Here is a 19,095-nt window from a genome sequence, read left to right as displayed (position 1 = left end):
ATAATTTTATTTTTCATTCAGACAGAGGAGCTCAGTATGCTTCTAATAAAATGACAAATCTTTTCATTTATAATCGAAAAATAACACAGAGTATGAGTAGAAAAGGGAATTGCTGGGATAATGCTGTTGCAGAAAGCTTTTTTAAAACCATAAAATATGAATGTTTGTATAGGTATCATTTTTCTTCTTTTCAACAATTAAATGCGTGTCTAAAAGAATATATAAATTGGTACAATACAAAAAGACTACATTCTACTCTAGGTTATATTTCTCCGCTAGAAATGGAGATTAAATTAAGAAATTTTAATAATAAAGCGGCCTGAGTATATTTGTCTCATTTTTTGTAGTTATTCCAGAGGCCATCTTCTTAAAAGAAAGTAGTACCACTATTTGGCAATTTATGCCTCGTACCGATGGGCAAAATACGCAGGAAGGAGAAACTTTCATCTTTACCTCAGGACCACCCCCCACTGTTGCTTTGAGTGATCAACTCCTAAATGATTTTGAAATTGGGGATCAACGGAAGATTCAGTGGGTAAAAACAATAATAGATGGAAGTGATAGCTGGTCTCACGTCAATAAGTATCGTCAAAAATCAAATACTTCGGGAGCAATGGAATACTCTGTCGTATTTCGTTTAGCAGAGCAATACTTGATTCGTGGTGAAGCACGAGCGCAACAAGGTGATCTTATTGGAGCGAAAGAAGATTTGAACAAAATTAGAAATACTGCAGGCCTAGCGAACACTACAGCTCTGAGTAAATCGGATATTCTTACTGCTTTGTTGCAGGAGAGAAAGGTGGAACTTTTTACCGAAATGGGGCATCGCTTTTTTGACCTTAAAAGAACAAACCAACTCGATGCGGCATTAACAGTCGTAAAACCAGGATGGAATACTACGGATAGGTTGTTCCCCTTACCTGAATCAGAGATTTCATTAAATCCCAATCTGAATCCACAAAATAATGGGTACTAAAAATAGTGCCTTAGCAGTAAAGACATGAAAAATAAAAAAAACAGAACCTCTTTGGTAAGCAAAAGGATATTGGTATACCTAAGTATAATGGCTTCTCTACTAATCTCGTTGAACGGTTTTAGCCAAAATAAGGATAAAAAAGAGCTGACAGCTAATGATTACCATTTGTGGAGTTCCCTTAGAGCTGGGCAACTGTCTGAAAGTGGAAAATGGATGAGCTTTGCTCTCTACTACGATAGTGGAAATGATACCTTGTTTGTCAAAAGCACTATTGCCACTACCCTTTATAATTTTCCTGGGGCAAGTAAAGGGGCATTTATTGGTGACAAATGGTTTTCTGCAATGTCCCGCAAGGGGGAGCTTCTAATTACCGATTTATCAACTACAAAACAACAGACTGTTGAGCAGGTAGTCAGCTACGATTTGAGAGTGGGTACCACAGATATCATCTTTATGAAAAAGAAGTCTGATGAAAAAAAACAGCTCGAGATAAAAAACGTAGAAAGCGGCAATTCTCTTGTTTTAAATAATGTTGAAAATTATTGGTACAACTCAAAAGCAGATGCGGTAGCCTATACCACAAAATCTGAAAAAAGTACTACCATCTCTCTGCTGAATTTAAGCGATAAAACGACCACTTTAATAGCTAGTACGACGGAAGGATTTGACTATTCGGATACGGTATGGCAACATAGCGGAAATTCCATAGCTTTTTTACAGCAGCCTCTGGATGATGAGAAAAAGACAGCCCGTACTTCAGTAGGATACTATAGTATAGACGGACATAAATTGTATACTTTTAATCCAGCACAGCACGATGATTTTCCGACTGATATGGAAGTTATCTCGTCCTCTTTTGCAAATCTTAGCATTTCTGATGATGGCAGCCGTATATTCTTTGGAATGGAAAAAACGACAACTCCTATTGACCCTTTGCAAACGCAAATTTGGAATGCAGATGACAAATTTCTTTATCCTGTAAAAATAAACGATGATAATTGGAATAAAATAGCCAAAGTGGCTGTATGGTGGCCTGAACAGAACCGCTTTAGCCCCATTACCGATAATGAATTTCCAAAAATGATGTTAAGTGGAGACCAGAAATATGCTTTTATCTACAACCCAGCTAAGTATGAACCACAAGAAAACCGTGATGCTCCCTTGGATATTTATATTTTGAATCTGGAAACAGGAGAGCGAAAATTAGTATTGCAAAACCAATCAACAGGTGGAGGGACTTCGATTTCTATTTTCGAAAAACATATTGCCTATTTTAAAAATAAGGATTGGTGGATTTATGATATAACTCGTGGATTACATAGAAATCTTACCAAGGAACTTGGTGTGTTTTTCTCAGATAACGAATCAGACTGGCCCGAAGAGGCATCTCCTTTTGGTAACCCAGCATGGATACAAGCAGATAATACACTTCTTGTATATGATAAGTATGACATTTGGAGTATTGCACTCGATGGATCAAGTGCCCGTAGACTGACTAAAGGTCGAGAAAACAAAACTACTTATAGAATCGCACCTCAATCACCACAGCTTTATGACAAAATGAATTACGATGTTGGGTATAAAATTATGTACCAACCCTCTGAAAGATTAGTGCTAAAAACCGAAGCATTGGAACATAAGGGATATTGTTTTTGGGATAAAAAAAATGGAGTACAACCTTTATTGGATAAAAAAATGCATACCAGCCGACTCCTAGCTGGTCAAAATAATGACTGTTATGTATATCAAGAAGAAAACTATAATTTCCCTCCGAGATTACTTTTTAAACAGAAGTCAAATTCAAAAGAGAAAGTACTCTTTCAAAGCAATCCACAGCATTTTAAATATAATTGGGGACGGTCTAAGCTCATTAGCTATACCAATTCTAAAGGTACTATTCTGAATGGTGTATTATTTTATCCTGCCAATTATAATTCCCAAATCAAATATCCTATGATTATACATCTATACGAAAAGCAATCGAAAGAATTGTATAAATATGTAAACCCATCCCAGAACAACCCGACAGGATTTAATATTAGCAATTTTACATCAAATGGATATTTTGTTTTTTTACCTGATATTGTTTATGAAATTGGAAATCCAGGACCTTCAGCAGTAGATTGTGTCGTATCAGCTACTAAAAAAGTCATTGATAGTGAATCTATTGACAGATCCCGAATAGGTCTCACTGGTCATTCCTATGGAGGATATGAAACGGATTATATAATTACCCAAACTGATATATTTGCAGCAGCGGTGGCTGGGGCCGCTATTACTGATTTTGTTAATGGTTATCTTTGGGTTGTCCCGGGATATGGAATACCTAATTTCTACCATTATGAGTTTGGACAACTAAGAATAGGTAAATCTTTATATGAGGATTACCCCGCATATTTAAGAAACTCCCCACTTTATCACGCAGATAAAGTAAATACACCGCTATTGTCTTGGGCAGGTGATCAAGACGGCCAGGTAGATCATAATCAAACTATAGAATTTTATCTGGCACTGAGACGCCTTGGTAAAATAAATACCATGTTACTCTATCCCGGAGCAAATCATGTTTTAATGGAAAAAAAACATCAAGAAGACTTAACCCAACGAATTGAACAGTGGTTCGATTATTATTTAAAAGGAAATAAAAAACCTGAATGGTTATAAAAAACAATGCAGTTCCTTTGCTGGAACTGCATTGCCCTTTTCTACTAACAATAAACATTAGGGTCTATAAACCGTTACTGTACATTGATTTGCCGAATTTTTAGCAAATAATGGCGTACCTCCTGGAATTAATCCTACGGTACAAATGTTTCCATTGTTGATAGTTGAACACATATCACGTTGTTCACATGACGTTCCTTGTGGATTCAGTTTAACATACCCTTGAACTGTTGCTACTGTTTTAGAACGCACATTCATGGCATTGGTTGTAAATGCCCCGCTACCGCAAGAGCAAATACGGCAACAGGAATACCCTGTTTGATAAAATTTGCTTTCATAATTAATAAAATTAAAATTATTTTTGATCTACTCTTTGACAGGTTTTCGATCGTTCCCCCGACACTGGCCAGTATATTTTAAAGACATTATTCTTTTCTACTTTTGATCGTTATTTACATTAGTTGATAGTAATCCTTTGTTTAACTTATATTGAACTAAATGACTTCCTATAAATCCATAAAAATTATCATCCAGCACAAAAAAGTTCTTCAGCTTTTCATCATCATAATCATAGATGTAAAAGCTCCCTACATAGGTATTCGTGTTTAGATTGTATACATCAATGATACTTGCTTCCTCCCACATTTCTAGAGGTTCATATTGTCCAATTAATGCTGAATTGACAAACAGTAAATTATTAGAAACCGCACTAGACTTATTAACCAATAAAGGGGGCGCTGCCAGTTTGCGCTCTTTTCTACTTGTCACATCAACAACTTTAATCTGAGCCTTACTAATAGTGTCTATTGTCTTACCTCGATAGCTAATATTCAGTGCCTGATCTGCAACAATGAATTGGTTGCGATACAAATAGATGTAAACTAACCGATTAAGGGCTTTGTCAAAATGAAGATAGCCGTCTACATCAAAAATACCATCAATCTGTTTCTGTAAAAGATTGGCATTAAAATATGTTTTAGGAGAACTTCCAAAATATAAGGTTCCAAGAATACTTTCGCCTTTTATATTGTAATTGGATCGAAATACTAAATTAAGGGAATCAATAAGCTGGTAATGAGAAAAAGTAGTTGCTCCGTTCCATAATAAATTAGCATTCCAATCGGCTATTTTCCCTTTAAAGATTACTGGTACAGTTCCATCAATAAGATAAAAATTTGGAGGTAGAATGCGAACTTGAACAGATTGAAATTTAAAATCAGTTCGATTAGGATGGATATTAAATTCATTCCTTTTAAGTAAAGACTTATCCATCGTGGTCACTAGAAGAGGAGCTGTATAATTTCCCAAATATATCTTGCCCTCACCAGCCCCTGCAAAATAATAAGAATTAAAATCGAGATCAATTTCTCCAACTTTTGTAGCATCACCTGGGAAGCGACGAACAAAATTATTTCGATGATGCATGATATCTTCTGATAGGATAAAAAATAAGACCACGATACCGGTACTTAAAACTGCCGTGCTAATCAGTGAGAGATAAATCGCATATGGCTTTGCACTAAATTGGGATATATTTTTTTTGGAAAGAATACAGATTCCTAAAACGGATAAAGCGACAAAGAAAACATTAAATATTAAGTGAGTTGACCAACCCATTTTTTCAAGAATTCCTCCGCATGAACAAGGTACAAAAGAACTAAAATTTAAAATAACTACTATATAAGTGGTAAACATAATCATAAGACTAAGGGCAGCAAAAAGACCTATGATTCTCCATCTATTAAAAATAATCAGTAGCGAAATAAGTAATTCCAAAACAGGAACAGTCCATGCCACCCAACCTGCAAAACTACTTAATAAGGGAGACTGTACCAGTTGCACTTGGAAGTTCTCGAAATCCAGCAATTTGCTAACTGCTGCATAGACAAATAGAAGAACAAATAGCAGGCAAATTGTCTCTAGAACTATATTCTTAATTCTTTCATTAAATTTCATGTTTTCTGTAGTTTTAGTTTAAACCATTGCATTTATGAAATAGTATAATTCAATCCTTTGCAATTAGAACGAAAACAAAATTACAACACGCTATTTAATAGACTGTTATCGAAAACGTGCCAACATTTTTCAAAAACAGGCTTTTTTTAGTTAAAATTTTAAAATGTTGGTAATACTCAGAAATAAAGACATTAATTAATCACTTGACTTTACCAGTAACTCATAATCTTAAACTAAATTTTAAAAACCAATTCAGTGTTCAACTGTATTTCCTCTCACTTCTTAAATTCTTTTTTTTTATTGCATTTAATGTTTTATCCGATAAATGATTTTGAATGAAAATTAAAGAATCTAGACCGAAATTTAACCTTCTAAAAAACACTTAAAATTAAAAATACCTACTAAATAAAAAAAATAAATACATGTAAATCAATTAATTACACTAAAAAAACCACAACTGTCTAACAACGCTAAAATTGGAATCAGGTGTTCGATTGTGCTCCCGGTGACTCCACAAAAAGAACTTTATAAAAGTTCAAAAGCCTGTAAATCGTATGATTTACAGGCTTTTTTGGTTTTAATTGATAGAAAATTTATTGAAAGTTTATATTTTGATTATTGTTGGGTTAAGTTTGTCAAAGTTAAAGAAAATCAGCGCAGTTATCAGTATCTCACTTAACACTTCCTTCTACTATAAATCTTAACGGATATACGCAATCTTGTAAAACTTTTTTGTAAACAATATTATTCACTTGGATAAATTGCATTATTCGTGTCAATTATTAGGAATTTACTTCGAGAGACTTAAAAAAAAGGAGTCATTATGGTAAACCGTAATGCTGTTCTATAAATATATTTTACATTCGCTAAAAGTCATACTTTTTTCCTAAAGTAAATTACTTTTTCATAAATTAAATGAAGCCAAATCCATTTAAAATCCTTGATTGTAAAAATTTATTATCTCAATTATCTATATTTTATGTTTAGTTGGTTTATGAAATCTAACAAGCAAGATTTTTATTCTCAAATTAATTGCAAAGTGATGCCTATAACCTTAATAATAATCGCTATTTCTTCCTAATTGTACTAAAAACAAATCCTATATTTGAAATTATAAAAATTTAGAAAATTATATGAACCAGTCCGTACATAATAAATTAGTTTCTTTTATTTGGTCTATTGCAGACGATTGTCTTCGAGATGTTTACGTTCGTGGAAAATACCGCGATGTCATTTTACCCATGGTGGTTTTGCGGCGTTTAGATGCTTTATTAGAACCGTCAAAAGATGCCGTAATGGAAGAACTCACTTTCCAACGCGACGAAGCCGGTTTTACAGAATGGGATGAAAATGGTTTGAAAGCCGCTTCGGGTTATGTTTTTTACAATACCAGCCCATGGACTTTGCAACGTTTGCAAAATACAGCAACCAATAGCCAACAACTACTACAAGCAAATTTTGAAGATTACCTAAATGGGTTTAGCAATAATGTAAAAGAGATTATTGAGAAATTTAAATTACGCAGTCAAATCCGACACATGGCTACCAAAAATGTGTTGTTGGATATTTTGGAGAAATTTACTTCGCCCGATATTAACGTTACTCCTTTTGAAAAATTAGACCCCAACGGCAGAAAACTTCCAGCATTGTCTAATTTAGGAATGGGTTATGTTTTTGAAGAATTAATTCGGAAATTTAATGAAGAAAATAACGAAGAAGCGGGTGAACACTTTACACCTCGTGAAGTAATCGACTTGATGACGCATATTATTTTCGACCCCATTAAGGATAATTTGCCACCCGTAATGACCATTTACGATCCTGCTTGTGGTAGTGGCGGAATGTTGACCGAAGCACAAAATTTTATCAAAGACGAAGACGGAACCATTAAAGCTGTCGACTCTGATGTGTATTTATTTGGTAAAGAAATCAATGATGAAACCTATGCTATTTGCAAATCAGATATGATGATTAAAGGGAATAATCCGGAGAATATTCGATTGGGTTCTACTTTATCAACGGACGAATTTGCAGGAACGAGTTTTGACTTTATGCTTTCCAATCCGCCTTACGGCAAATCGTGGTCGAGTGAACAAAAATACATCAAAGACGGAAAAGAAGTCATTGATTCCCGTTTTCAAATTCGTTTAAAAAACTATTGGGGAATTGAAGAAGATGCCGATGCTATTCCGCGTTCTTCAGACGGCCAATTGTTGTTTTTGATGGAAATGGTGAGTAAAATGAAATCGCTTTCGCAAAGTCCAACGGGAACACGAATTGCTTCTGTTCATAACGGAAGTAGCTTGTTTACAGGTGATGCAGGTGGTGGCGAAAGTAATATTCGCAGGTATTTGATTGAAAATGATTGGCTTGAAGCCATTGTACAATTACCCAATAACTTGTTTTACAACACTGGAATTACCACTTACATTTGGATTTTAAGCAACAATAAAACAGCCAATCGCAAAGGAAAAGTACAGCTAATTGACAGCGGCCAACTTTTTAGAAAGTTACGCAAGAATTTAGGAAATAAAAACTGCGAACTGGCTCCGGAACACATTACCGAAATTGTGAAAACCTACACCGATTTGCAAGCAATTGACCGAAGTGGCGACAACACGATTGCTTCTAAAGTTTTTGACAATACTGATTTTGGGTATCATAAAGTTACAATCGAACGACCGAAACGTCTGAAAGCGCAATTTACTCCAGAACGGATTGCCGAATTACGCTTTGACAAAAGCATCAAAGAAGCAATGGTTTATGTTTATGAAACGTATGGCGAAGCTGTTTACACCGATTTAACAACACACAAAAAAGCAATTGAGGATTGGTGTGAAAAACAAGACTTGAACCTCAACGCTAAACAATTGAAAAGTTTGACTACTGATGTGATTTGGAAAAAACAGTTGAACTTATTCAATTTAGCAAATGCATTGATGCAAGCTTTGGGAACTGAAATTTACAGTGATTTTAACGTATTTAAAAATAAGGTAGAAATTCTGCTAAAAGCTCAAGGAGTAAGTTATAGTGCCGGCGAAAAAAATACTTTATATAATGCAGTAAGTTGGTACGACGCCGAAGCTGAAAAGGTAGTAAAAGGAATTGTAAAATTGTCTGGTGACAAATTAGAACAATTGCTAGAAAAATTAAATTGCACTACAACAGAATTACCAAATCATGGCTATTATCCCACTTCTAAAAAAGGAGAATATACGGTGTATGAAACCGAAAGTGATTTGCGCGATACCGAAAACATTCCGTTAAAAGAATCAATCTACGATTACTTTTTACGTGAAGTAAAACCGCATGTAGAAGAAGCTTGGATTAATCTAGATGCAACTAAAATTGGTTATGAAATCAGCTTTAATAAATACTTTTATCAACACAAACCGTTGCGAAGCATTGCCGATGTTACTGCTGACATTTTAGCGTTAGAAAAAGAAAGCGATGGTTTGATTCATGAAATTTTAAATTTAGTATAATGGAAACAGTAATAAAAAAACTGCAATCGTATGCGAAGTATAAACCAAGTGGTGTGGAATGGTTGGGGGAAATTCCGGAGGATTGGGAAATTAAAAAGTTGAAACATTTAGGAAATATTTTTCCTGGATTAAATGGAAAAAAGGGAGATGACTTCAGTAAAGAATTTTCAGAAGGCATAAAGTCTTTTATTCCCTTCACTAATATTTGTAATAACCATATTATTTCTAACGAACAGTTTCAATACGTAAAAGTTAAAGAAAGCGAGAACCAAAATAGGGTAAAGAAAAACGACATTCTCTTTTTAATGAGTAGCGAAACATTAGAAGATATTGCCAAAAATTCTATTTATTTAGGTGACGCAAAAGAACTTTATCTAAACTCATTTTGTAAGGGTTTTAGAATCAATAGTGTGAAAATTTATCCGCAGTTTATAAATTATTTGATTTCGAGTACGAGTTATAGAAAATATTTTTCTCTTGTAGGAAGAGGATTTACAAGAATCAATATTAAACAAGAATTTATCAATGATGCAACAGTAGTTTTTCCTAATCTTAATGAACAAACCGCTATTGCCAAATTTCTCGACGATAAAACCACCAAAATAGACCAAGCCATTTCTATCAAGCAACAGCAGATTGAGTTGCTTAAAGAACGCCGTCAAATATTGATTCATAAAGCGGTTACACAGGGAATCAATCCTGATGTAAAATTAAAAGACAGCGGTGTGGAATGGATTGGGATGATTCCGGAGAGTTGGGAGGTTAAGAGATTAGCATCATTTGGAAAATTTTCTAAAGGCGGTGGATTTTCAAAAGCTGATTTGGTTGAAGATGGATTACAATGTATTTTATACGGTGATATTTACACGCGATATGACATACAAATTACGGCAGTAAAGAGGTTCATTGATAATAATAAAATTAAGACATCTATTTTATTGAATGTAGATGATTTATTATTTACAGGTTCTGGAGAAACAAAAGAAGATATTGGTAAATGCGTTGTTTTTAAAAATAAGGTTACAACGGTCGCTGGAGGTGACGTAATTATTTTTAAACAAAAAGAAAATCATAGTTTGTATTTAAGCTATGTATTAAATACAGAAGGCGCTAAATCTGAAAAAGCAAGATATAGTAAAGGAGAAATAATTGTCCATACCTATGGCTCAAAATTGAGAAATATCTACGTTCCAATTCCTCCACTTTCAGAACAAAAAGAAATTTCAGCCTACATAGAAAATGCTACCAATAAAATTGCCACGGCGATTTCATTAAAAGAGCAGGAGATTGAGAAGTTGAAGGAATATAAGAGTAGTTTGATAGATGGGGTTGTAACGGGGAAGGTAAAAATTAATTAATTAAAAAATAAAGAAATGAACAAAAAGACATTTTTTAAAGATTTAGACACTTGCTTTGAATTTGGGGATCAAGCAGGAATCACAACTGCAATTAAAAAACACTTAACAAATGTTACCGAAGAGGATGCTAGTCGGGACTTGGCTGAATACATCTATCTAAAATTTACTACTTTCAAAGCAGATTCTATGGCAGGTTTGATGCAAATTATGATACATGCAAATCCGAATACTGCATTATTAAAATTTCCAGAGAACTATCTTTTTCGTGCAGCGGTAATAAAGGGATCGGTCGATTTGTATGAATGTTTTATTGAAGAAGGTATTGAACCATTTTTAAAAGGTAAAGATGAAGAAGAAGTTATGGATTATTATGCAGAATTACATGAGGTTGCATATACTTTAAACGAAAAATTCTTTCCTGAATATGTTCCTTGTATTAAAGGAATGGATTTTAACGGTGCATTTGCTAAAGATAAAAGTAATCCTTCGGCAGTATTAATTCATGGAGAAGACTTTGAAACTATGGATGATGTTGTGGAAAAATACAATACCATTTTAGGAAGAAGAGATATTATAAAGGATTTAGAGAAAAGGATGGCTTAAGGTCTGTTTTGTGAATGGAAAATATTTAGAATAAAAACTAGAAATAAATTATTAGAAATATAAATTTTATAAAGTCTAAAATGAGTGTAAATTATTTTTTAGAAAGACAAGATTGAAAAGTAAACAAGAGTTGATATAGTTTGAGTGATTCGTAGACAGTAATACGAATGGCTTTCTATTTGAGAAAAAATTAAGGTAATAAGAAAGAAAATATAATATTAATTTAAACCATATATGAATAATTTAGATAGTAGAGACATAATAATAGAGCAAACTAGGAAAGAAGATGAACGTTCAGACTTAAAGCAACATGCTGATAAAATGTTGCGTGATTTTGAAAAATTTAATGACCACTCATCTAACAGAGCTATTTGGGAACTTGTTCAAAATGCTTGTGATTTAACTACACAATGCGAAATAGTAATCGATTACAGAAACGATAAAATATCTTTTACACATAACGGAAAACCTTTCAACACAAAGTCACTGATCTCGCTAATTAAACAAGTTAGCGGTAAGTATGGCGATCAGGAAGATATCCCGGAAGTTGGTAAATATGGCACTGGGTTTCTTACAACACATTCCTTTGGAAGAAAGTTTATTATTAATGGAACTTTAGATGCGGGTAATTATTATATTCCAATTATAGATTTTGAAGTAGACAGAACTCCTAAAACTTGGGAATTATTAAGTGATAATATCTCCAATCAAAAAAAAATAGTTTACGAAATTTTAAAAAAGCAAAATTCAGTTGAAATTGGTGAACAAAAAACTGTTTTTTCATATTTACCGGAAACTACTAAAGAATTTGAATATGTTGAAAAATCATCTAGTGACTTAAATGATTATATACCTTTAGTATTTACTATAAATGATAGATTGAAAAAAGTAAAAATCATTAACAAGGATAATTCAGTTAAAGAATATATTTTTATTAAAAAAGCGCAAGTAGAAAACGATAAAGGCATTAATCTATTTCAATCAATAATATCAGTTAATGACGAGGAAGTCCATCTTTACAGCATTATTGATGAAGAAAATGAAATTGAAATTATTTTACCAATTAATAAAGAGAGAGAAGTATTTGAATTTGGAGAAAGAATCTCGCGCTTATTTTTATATTTTCCACTAATTGGGAGTGAAAAATTTGGTGTAAATTTCGTTATAAATTGTAAAAATTTTCTACCAACAGAACCGAGAGATGGAATTCATTTAAGTAGTGATAAAGATCAAGTCAAAGATCAAGAAGAAAAAAATAGGGTAATTATTGAAAAGTCAACTGAAATAATTTTTAATTTTTTAAATAGCAATGTAATCGATGTTAAGAATCCTTTACTGTATACTAACGTTAACTTCAAAAACAAATCAGACAATAAAATCCTCAATGAATATTTTGACAATTTACAACTTAAATGGAATAATAATTTAGAAAGTCTGCGATTTGTTAAAACTCTTGAGGGGTTTAAAAGTATTAAAGAAGTTAATTATTTTTCTGAAGATTTTTTAATAGGTGACGAAAACACATTTAGTTACTTTTATGAATTGATATCAAAGTTTTATAAGATAATACCATTAAAAGAGGAAGCGATTGCGTGGAGTAGTAACGCAATAAATTGGAAGAATGAATCGATAAATTTCATTACTCATGAGGATTTACTAATTAAAATAAGCGGTTGTAAATTAGGTGATTTTGATAAAGAAACTCTAAAATTCTATTATCAGTATTTAATTGAATTAGACCGAACGAGTGTTTTCAACGAACACAAATTATTACCCAACATTGAAGGTGATTTTGATAAACTTGGACACTTTCTAATTGGCAAAAATCTAAACGATACGTTGATTAATATTGGTAAAGTACTGATCCCAGAATCAATAGGTAAACTTATACATTCAGATTTTAAGTTTGATTTTCCATTAAATTCTTTTAATCAAAGAAAATTTTCAGATGAAGTTAAAAACTCCCTAGATAGCGAAGAATTAAATGAAGCAATATTCTATCCTGACACACTTAAATCAGAACATTTTCATAACGATTTAATTATTTCACGAAAAAAGGTAAATGCTGTCTTTTTTAAGGCTATTCTTGACTTTTGTAAACTGACTAACAATTTAGAGACAAATAATAAACCAATACAGTTGGTAAAAATAATCTGTCAGTACTATTCCCTAGATGATAATTTAAATTTAATACCCACATGCTCCGAGGAAAGCGATAAAATTGAAATTCGATCAATTAGAAAAGTATTAGTTAAAATATACTTTAATACACTCTCACTGCATAATAATGATTGGACTTCAAATAATTTAGATTTTTTATCAAAAATACTGATTCTGAACGATGATAGTTACAAGGAAGTTTATAAGGAAAGCAAGATTTATCCAAATCAAATTTTCGAGTTGCATTTGTCAGAAAATCTAAAAAGAGATTTAGGGGTTTATGAAAATATTAAAGATATTTTTTTAAAGGTTAAAAAGGAAGACATTAACGAAATTCTTTCATTAAAGGAATTCAATTCTTTTATAGGAGAAGATCACTTTATTAATAATCGATACTTGACCACAATTATAGAGGATTATTTATTTAAAGATGATATAAATAATATAGATGAGCATCAACATAAAGATGTTATACTCAAAATTATTCCAAAACTAACCGAGAAAGAGTACCAATTATTATTTCCGCTCTTAAATGATAAGAAAGCGGCAATAATGATTTCTGTAGTTTCGAAGGACGAGACAAAAGATGATATTTTTGCTATAGTTACTTTAGGCGATGAAAAGATTAAAAGTCTAGGTAAACTAATTAATAATCCAAATTTTGAAGCTATTTTAAACCAGGCTATTAATGTTTTGGAAGAAGAAAAGCAGACTAATGCTAATTTTCAATTTAAGCGTAAAATTGGCATTCATATAGAAGATATTTTAAGAACTCATTTAACTGAAATTTTTAAACCCGAAGACATTGTTGCTGAAGTCAAAGAAGAACAAGATGGGCAAGATATTATAATTAAAATTAAGGGTGAAATAAAGTATTATATTGAGGTCAAAAGTAGATGGGATAAAAAAACTTCAATTAGAATGTCGAAGAATCAAACATTAAGAGCAAATGAGCAAAAAGAAATTTATTCGCTTTGTTCTGTTGATATGACTGATTATAATGATGAGGATAGATTTGAAGTTTCAAATGTTAGTAAAATAGCTGAAAATATAAAATTTGTTAATGATATAGGTTTTAAAGTACTACATTTAATTGACGTTCTAAAGCAGACAAATGAGATTAACGAAATTCATCTAGATGGTGAATATAGAACTCTAATTCCTCAATCTGTTATTACCGAATTAGGAATGAATTTCGGAGATTTTGAAATTTACTTAATAAATTTATTGAAAAATCAGTTCCAAAAAATATAAGTATTACATCAGTGAAACAAAAAGTATTTCTTTCCAGTGTTCAAAGAGAATTTGCCGAAGAGCGCGATGCGTTACATCGGCTTTTGCTCGTGGATCCTGTTTTGCAATTATTTTGTGAACCCATTTTGTTTGAGAAATTGCCAGCGAATGGCCTTCAAGCAGGTGCGGTGTATTTGAAAGAAGTGGCACAAGCCGATGTTTTTCTGATTTTAATAGGAAAAGACTATGGTTTTGAAACTTCTTCGGGAATTTCGCCTACGGAGTTGGAATACGATTTAGCACAAGAGAAGAAAGTATTTTCATTGGCTTTTATAAAAAACGAAAGTGAGAACGACCGCCATCCGAAACAAGAAATCTTATTTCATAAAATTCAGAACAATTTATCGTACAAGCGTTTTGGAAGTACAGCCGAATTGGTAAGTGAAGTCACAAAAGCGTTAGTAGTTATTTTGCAACAGAAAAGAATTTTGCGCAGTATAGATTTTGATTCGGAGGTAAATTCCGCAGCATCGTTAGAAGATATTGATGCAGATAAAGTAAATAACTTCATTAGTCTAGCACGCTACAAAAGAGGTTTCCCGTTACGTGAAGGAACAGCCTTGCCAAAGGTACTTTCGCATTTGAATTTTCTTTCGCAACACAAAATCACCAACTCTGCTTTACTGGCTTTTGGCACTAATCCACAACATTATTTCCCTACAGCAGTTGTAAAGTGTGCTCATTTTCATGGCTTGCATGTCGCTAAACCCATTCCAGATCTTCGGGTAATTAAAGGAGATGTTTTTACACAAGTAGATGAAGCCATTGATTTTATTTTATCGAAGATTGCACTTTCGGTAGGAATGCGTTCAGAAAGTAACCAGGCACCTTTACAATATGAAATTCCAAGAGCTGTTGTTGCAGAAGCTATTGTGAACGCTGTCGCTCATAGAGATTACCAAAGTAAAGGAAGTGTGCAATTAATGCTTTTTTCGGATAGAGTTGAAATTAGTAATCCCGGCGGACTTCCACCAGAACTGACTTTGTTTAACTTAAGAAATGACCATGCTTCTTATCCTAAAAACCCACATTTAGCAGAAGCACTTTATCAAGCAGGCTACATCGAACGTTTTGGAACAGGAACGGGAGAAATTTTACGTTTGTGCAAGGAAGCCGGTTTAGTAGAACCTGTATTTGATTTGCGAGAAGGATTTAAAATTACGATTTGGCGTCCTGAAGCTATTCTTAAATCTGCAAAAAAGGGTATTACTGGACAAGCTACCGACCAAGTTACCGATCAAGTCACCGACCAAGTTACCGACCATGTCAATGAATTAACAAAACGATTAATTTTGATAACCGATCAAGACTATTCTCGTCAAGAATTAATGGAAATCTTGCAGCTTAAGCACATTCCTAATTTTAGAGATAATTATTTAAACCCAGCAATGGAAGAAGGATTTCTAACAATGACGCTGCCCAATAAACCAAATAGCACAAACCAAAAATACCGATTGACAGAAAAGGGAAATCTATTAAAAAACCAAATTACAACAAGATGAATAGCCAAACCAACGAACAAGCCCTCGAAGCATCCATAGAAAAAAAACTAACCGGTTTTTGTTTAGAAGAGCTCAAACAAGAAGGAGATATTCAAGACCGTAAGGAATTGTACCGTTCGGGTAATGGCTACTTCATTGGTTATGCAAATGATTTCAATGCAAAATATGCGATTGATGAAGTTCGGTTTTGGCACTTTTTGGAAACTACACAATCGGAAGAATTAGCCAAACTGCAAAAACAAAACGATTGGAAACTTAAAATTCTAGAGCGTTTAGACCGTATGATAAAAAAGTACGGCATCTTGCGGTTGTTTCGAAAAGGTCTAGATGTTGATGATGCACATTTTACTTTGTTTTACGTTTTGCCATTAGCAAGTAGCAGTCCATCTATAAAAGAAAATTTTAATAAAAACGAATTTAGCGTCACGCGTCAGGTGCGGTATTCAATTACCAATCCGAGAGAAGAAATTGATATGGTCATTTTTATCAATGGACTTCCATTCTCCTCTATGGAACTGAAAAACCACTGGACTGGACAAAATGCAAAAATTCACGGACAAAATCAGTACAAACATAAAAGAGATATAAGTCAACCCTTATTAAATTTTGGTCGATGTGTAGTGCATTTTGCTGTAGATACGGACGAAGTGTATATGACTACTAAACTAGATGGTGCGAATACTTTTTTTCTACCTTTTAATTTAGGACATAATTTCGGTAAAGGTAATCCTCCCAATCCGTTTGGTCATAAAACTTCCTATTTGTGGGATGAAGTTATGACTCGTGAAAGTGTAGGTAATATTTTGCAACATTTTGTTCGCTTTGACGGAAAGGAATCCGATGCTTTAAGTAAAAAGACCTTGTTTTTTCCAAGATACCATCAAATGAATGTGGTTCGGAAACTAATTGCCGATGCAAGTAAAAATGGTGTGGGTCAAACGTATTTAATACAACATTCAGCCGGTTCGGGTAAATCAAATTCTATTACTTGGGCTGCTTATCAGTTAATAGAGACCTATCCTGAAAGCGAAACGACGCCTGGAAGTAAAGGGTTGGACAATCCGTTATTCGATTCAGTTATCGTAGTAACCGACCGCAGATTGTTAGACAAACAGTTAAGAGAGAATATCAAGGAATTTTCTGAAGTAAAAAACATCGTTGCCCCAGCATATTCATCAAAGGAATTAAAAGAAAGTTTAGAAAGTGGAAAGCGAATCATTATAACTACTATTCAGAAGTTTCCGTTTATCGTAGATGGAATCGCTGATTTAAGCGGCAAACGTTTTGCGGTAATAATTGATGAAGCACACAGCAGTCAAAGTGGCGCTACAGCAGATAAAATGAACCAAGCAATGGGAAGCGGTCTTTCAGAAGAAGACGAGGAAGACGCACAAGACAAAATTCTTGAAATCATGCGTTCCCGCAAAATGAGTAAAAATGCATCTTATCTTGCTTTTACTGCTACGCCAAAAGCAAACACATTGGAGAAATTTGGTGAATTACAAGAAGATGGAAAATTCAAACCGTTTCATTTGTATTCAATGAAACAAGCGATTGAAGAAGGTTTTATTTTAGATGTTTTAGCCAATTATACTACGTATAAAAGTTATTACGAAATTGAAAAATCAATTGAAGACAATCCGTTGTTTGACACTAATAAAGCACAGAAAAAGTTAAGAGCTTTTGTTGAACAACACAAGCAAACGATTGCTATAAAAGCAGATATTATTCTCGATCATTTCATTTCAAAAATTGTGAATACTAAAAAGCTAAAAGGGAAAGCAAAAGCGATGGTGGCCACGCAAAGTATTGAATCGGCGATTCGGTATTACTTTGCCATTCAAACTATTTTAAAAGAAAAAGGACAACCGTTTAAAGTGGTAATTGCTTTTTCAGGCAAGAAAACGGTAGACGGAATTGAATACAGCGAGGACAGTATAAACGGTTTTGCAGAAAAAGATACTAGAGATAAATTTGATTCAGACGACTACAAAATTTTAGTTGTTGCTAATAAATACCTGACTGGTTTTGACCAACCCAAGTTGACTGCAATGTATGTAGATAAAAAACTTCAAGGTGTTATGGCGGTTCAGGCTCTATCCAGATTGAATCGTGCCGCGAATAAATTAGGTAAGAAAACAGAAGATTTATTTGTGTTGGATTTCTTTAATTCAACAGAAGAAATACAGGAGGCTTTCGACCCTTTCTACACGGCTACTTCTTTAAATAAGGCCACTGACGTAAATGTATTGCATGAAATCAAAGCGATTTTAGACGGTACTGGAATTTACGAATGGTCAGAAGTAGAAGATTTTGTCGAAAAGTTTTTCAAAAGGGTGGATGCTCAATTATTAAGTCCAATTATCGACCTTGCCGCAGACCGGTTCAATATCCAACTGCAATTAGAAGACAGCGAAAAAGCGGATTTTAAAATAAAAGCAAAGCAGTTCGTGAAAATTTACGGGCAAATGGCTTCAATTTTACCTTACGAAGTAGTGAATTGGGAAAAGCTATTTTGGTTCTTAAAATTTCTAATTCCAAAATTGATTATTATCGACCCAAGTTCGGATGCATTGGACGAATTATTGAACTCGGTTGACTTATCCACTTATGGTTTAGAACGTGTAAAGCTAAATGCAGGCATTGGTTTAGATGACGCTGAAAGCGAATTGGATCCGCAAAATCCAAATCCAAGAGGAGCTCATGGTGGCGAAAAAGAAGAAGATCCCTTAGATTTAATTATCAATAGCTTTAATGAGCGTTGGTATCAAGGTTGGGACGCTACACCGGAAGACCAACGCATAAAATTTGTAACGCTTGCCAAAAATATTCAAGCGCATCCTGATTATCTTAATAAATATTCGGAAAATGCAGATGCTCAAAATAGAGAAATTGCATTCAAGAAAATATTTGACGATGTGATGGCACAACAGCGTAAATCTGAACTGGATTTATACAAAAAAGTGACTCAAGATGATTCGTTTAGAATTGCAATGCAGGATACTATAAAGCGAATCTTGAGTGTCTAGTAAGTCCTTTGGTCTATGCCAAATTTCAATTACACAATCATTCCACAACGACACACTTTGTCATTAATA

The 19,095-nt window shown here is 33.4% G+C and carries 11 protein-coding genes; 9 read left to right on the top strand and 2 right to left on the bottom strand.

What is annotated here, in order from left to right:
• The 3 genes from H602_RS18790 to H602_RS0111440 form a co-directional block, all read left to right on the top strand.
• A partial coding sequence (locus H602_RS18790; protein ID WP_035759148.1) for an integrase core domain-containing protein occupies nt 1–323 on the top strand: 323 nt, incomplete at its 5' end.
• Between the two features lie 77 nt (nt 324–400).
• Nucleotides 401–976, top strand: a complete 576-nt coding sequence (locus H602_RS18785; protein ID WP_084404243.1) for a RagB/SusD family nutrient uptake outer membrane protein — start codon at nt 401–403, stop codon at nt 974–976.
• A gap of 24 nt (nt 977–1,000) precedes the next feature.
• Nucleotides 1,001–3,640 carry a S9 family peptidase gene (locus tag H602_RS0111440; RefSeq protein ID WP_084404242.1) on the top strand — a complete coding sequence of 880 codons (2,640 nt, stop codon included), beginning with the start codon at nt 1,001–1,003 and terminating at the stop codon, nt 3,638–3,640.
• Between the two features lie 57 nt (nt 3,641–3,697).
• Here H602_RS0111440 and H602_RS0111435 read toward each other — a convergent pair whose 3' ends face one another.
• Nucleotides 3,698–3,898 (bottom strand): hypothetical protein, encoded by a 201-nt coding sequence (locus H602_RS0111435; RefSeq protein ID WP_026978116.1) that lies wholly within the window; start codon nt 3,896–3,898, stop codon nt 3,698–3,700.
• 177 nt (nt 3,899–4,075) lie between these two features.
• Nucleotides 4,076–5,596 (bottom strand): MauE/DoxX family redox-associated membrane protein, encoded by a 1,521-nt coding sequence (locus H602_RS18780; protein ID WP_035759473.1) that lies wholly within the window; start codon nt 5,594–5,596, stop codon nt 4,076–4,078.
• A 1,133-nt stretch (nt 5,597–6,729) separates the two neighbouring features.
• Here H602_RS18780 and H602_RS0111420 point away from each other — a divergent pair.
• The 6 genes from H602_RS0111420 (at nt 6,730) to H602_RS0111395 (ending at nt 19,026) form a co-directional block, all read left to right on the top strand.
• Entirely contained in the window at nt 6,730–9,081 is a 2,352-nt protein-coding gene (locus tag H602_RS0111420; RefSeq protein WP_026978115.1) for a type I restriction-modification system subunit M, read from the top strand.
• Nucleotides 9,081–10,439, top strand: a complete 1,359-nt coding sequence (locus H602_RS19405; protein ID WP_051224415.1) for a restriction endonuclease subunit S — start codon at nt 9,081–9,083, stop codon at nt 10,437–10,439. Before H602_RS0111420 ends, H602_RS19405 begins: the two co-directional genes overlap by 1 nt.
• A gap of 15 nt (nt 10,440–10,454) precedes the next feature.
• Nucleotides 10,455–11,042, top strand: coding sequence for a hypothetical protein (locus H602_RS0111410; protein WP_026978114.1), 588 nt, complete (start codon nt 10,455–10,457; stop codon nt 11,040–11,042).
• A 234-nt stretch (nt 11,043–11,276) separates the two neighbouring features.
• The gene (locus H602_RS0111405) at nt 11,277–14,456 is read left to right on the top strand and encodes a sacsin N-terminal ATP-binding-like domain-containing protein (RefSeq protein WP_026978113.1); all 3,180 of its coding nucleotides are present in this window, start codon (nt 11,277–11,279) and stop codon (nt 14,454–14,456) included.
• A gap of 11 nt (nt 14,457–14,467) precedes the next feature.
• Nucleotides 14,468–15,997: a Fic family protein gene (locus H602_RS0111400; protein WP_026978112.1), complete on the top strand. Its 1,530-nt coding sequence runs from the start codon at nt 14,468–14,470 to the stop codon at nt 15,995–15,997.
• Nucleotides 15,994–19,026, top strand: a complete 3,033-nt coding sequence (locus H602_RS0111395; RefSeq protein ID WP_026978111.1) for a type I restriction endonuclease subunit R — start codon at nt 15,994–15,996, stop codon at nt 19,024–19,026. The genes H602_RS0111400 and H602_RS0111395 overlap by 4 nt, the downstream gene beginning before the upstream one ends.
• The last annotated feature ends 69 nt before the right edge of the window (nt 19,027–19,095 follow it).

Origin of the sequence: Flavobacterium tegetincola DSM 22377, assembly GCF_000425485.1 — a bacterium.
Lineage (GTDB): Bacteria > Bacteroidota > Bacteroidia > Flavobacteriales > Flavobacteriaceae > Flavobacterium > Flavobacterium tegetincola.
Note: the sequence above shows the minus strand (reverse complement) of the source record. Positions and strands in the feature narration are given on the sequence as shown.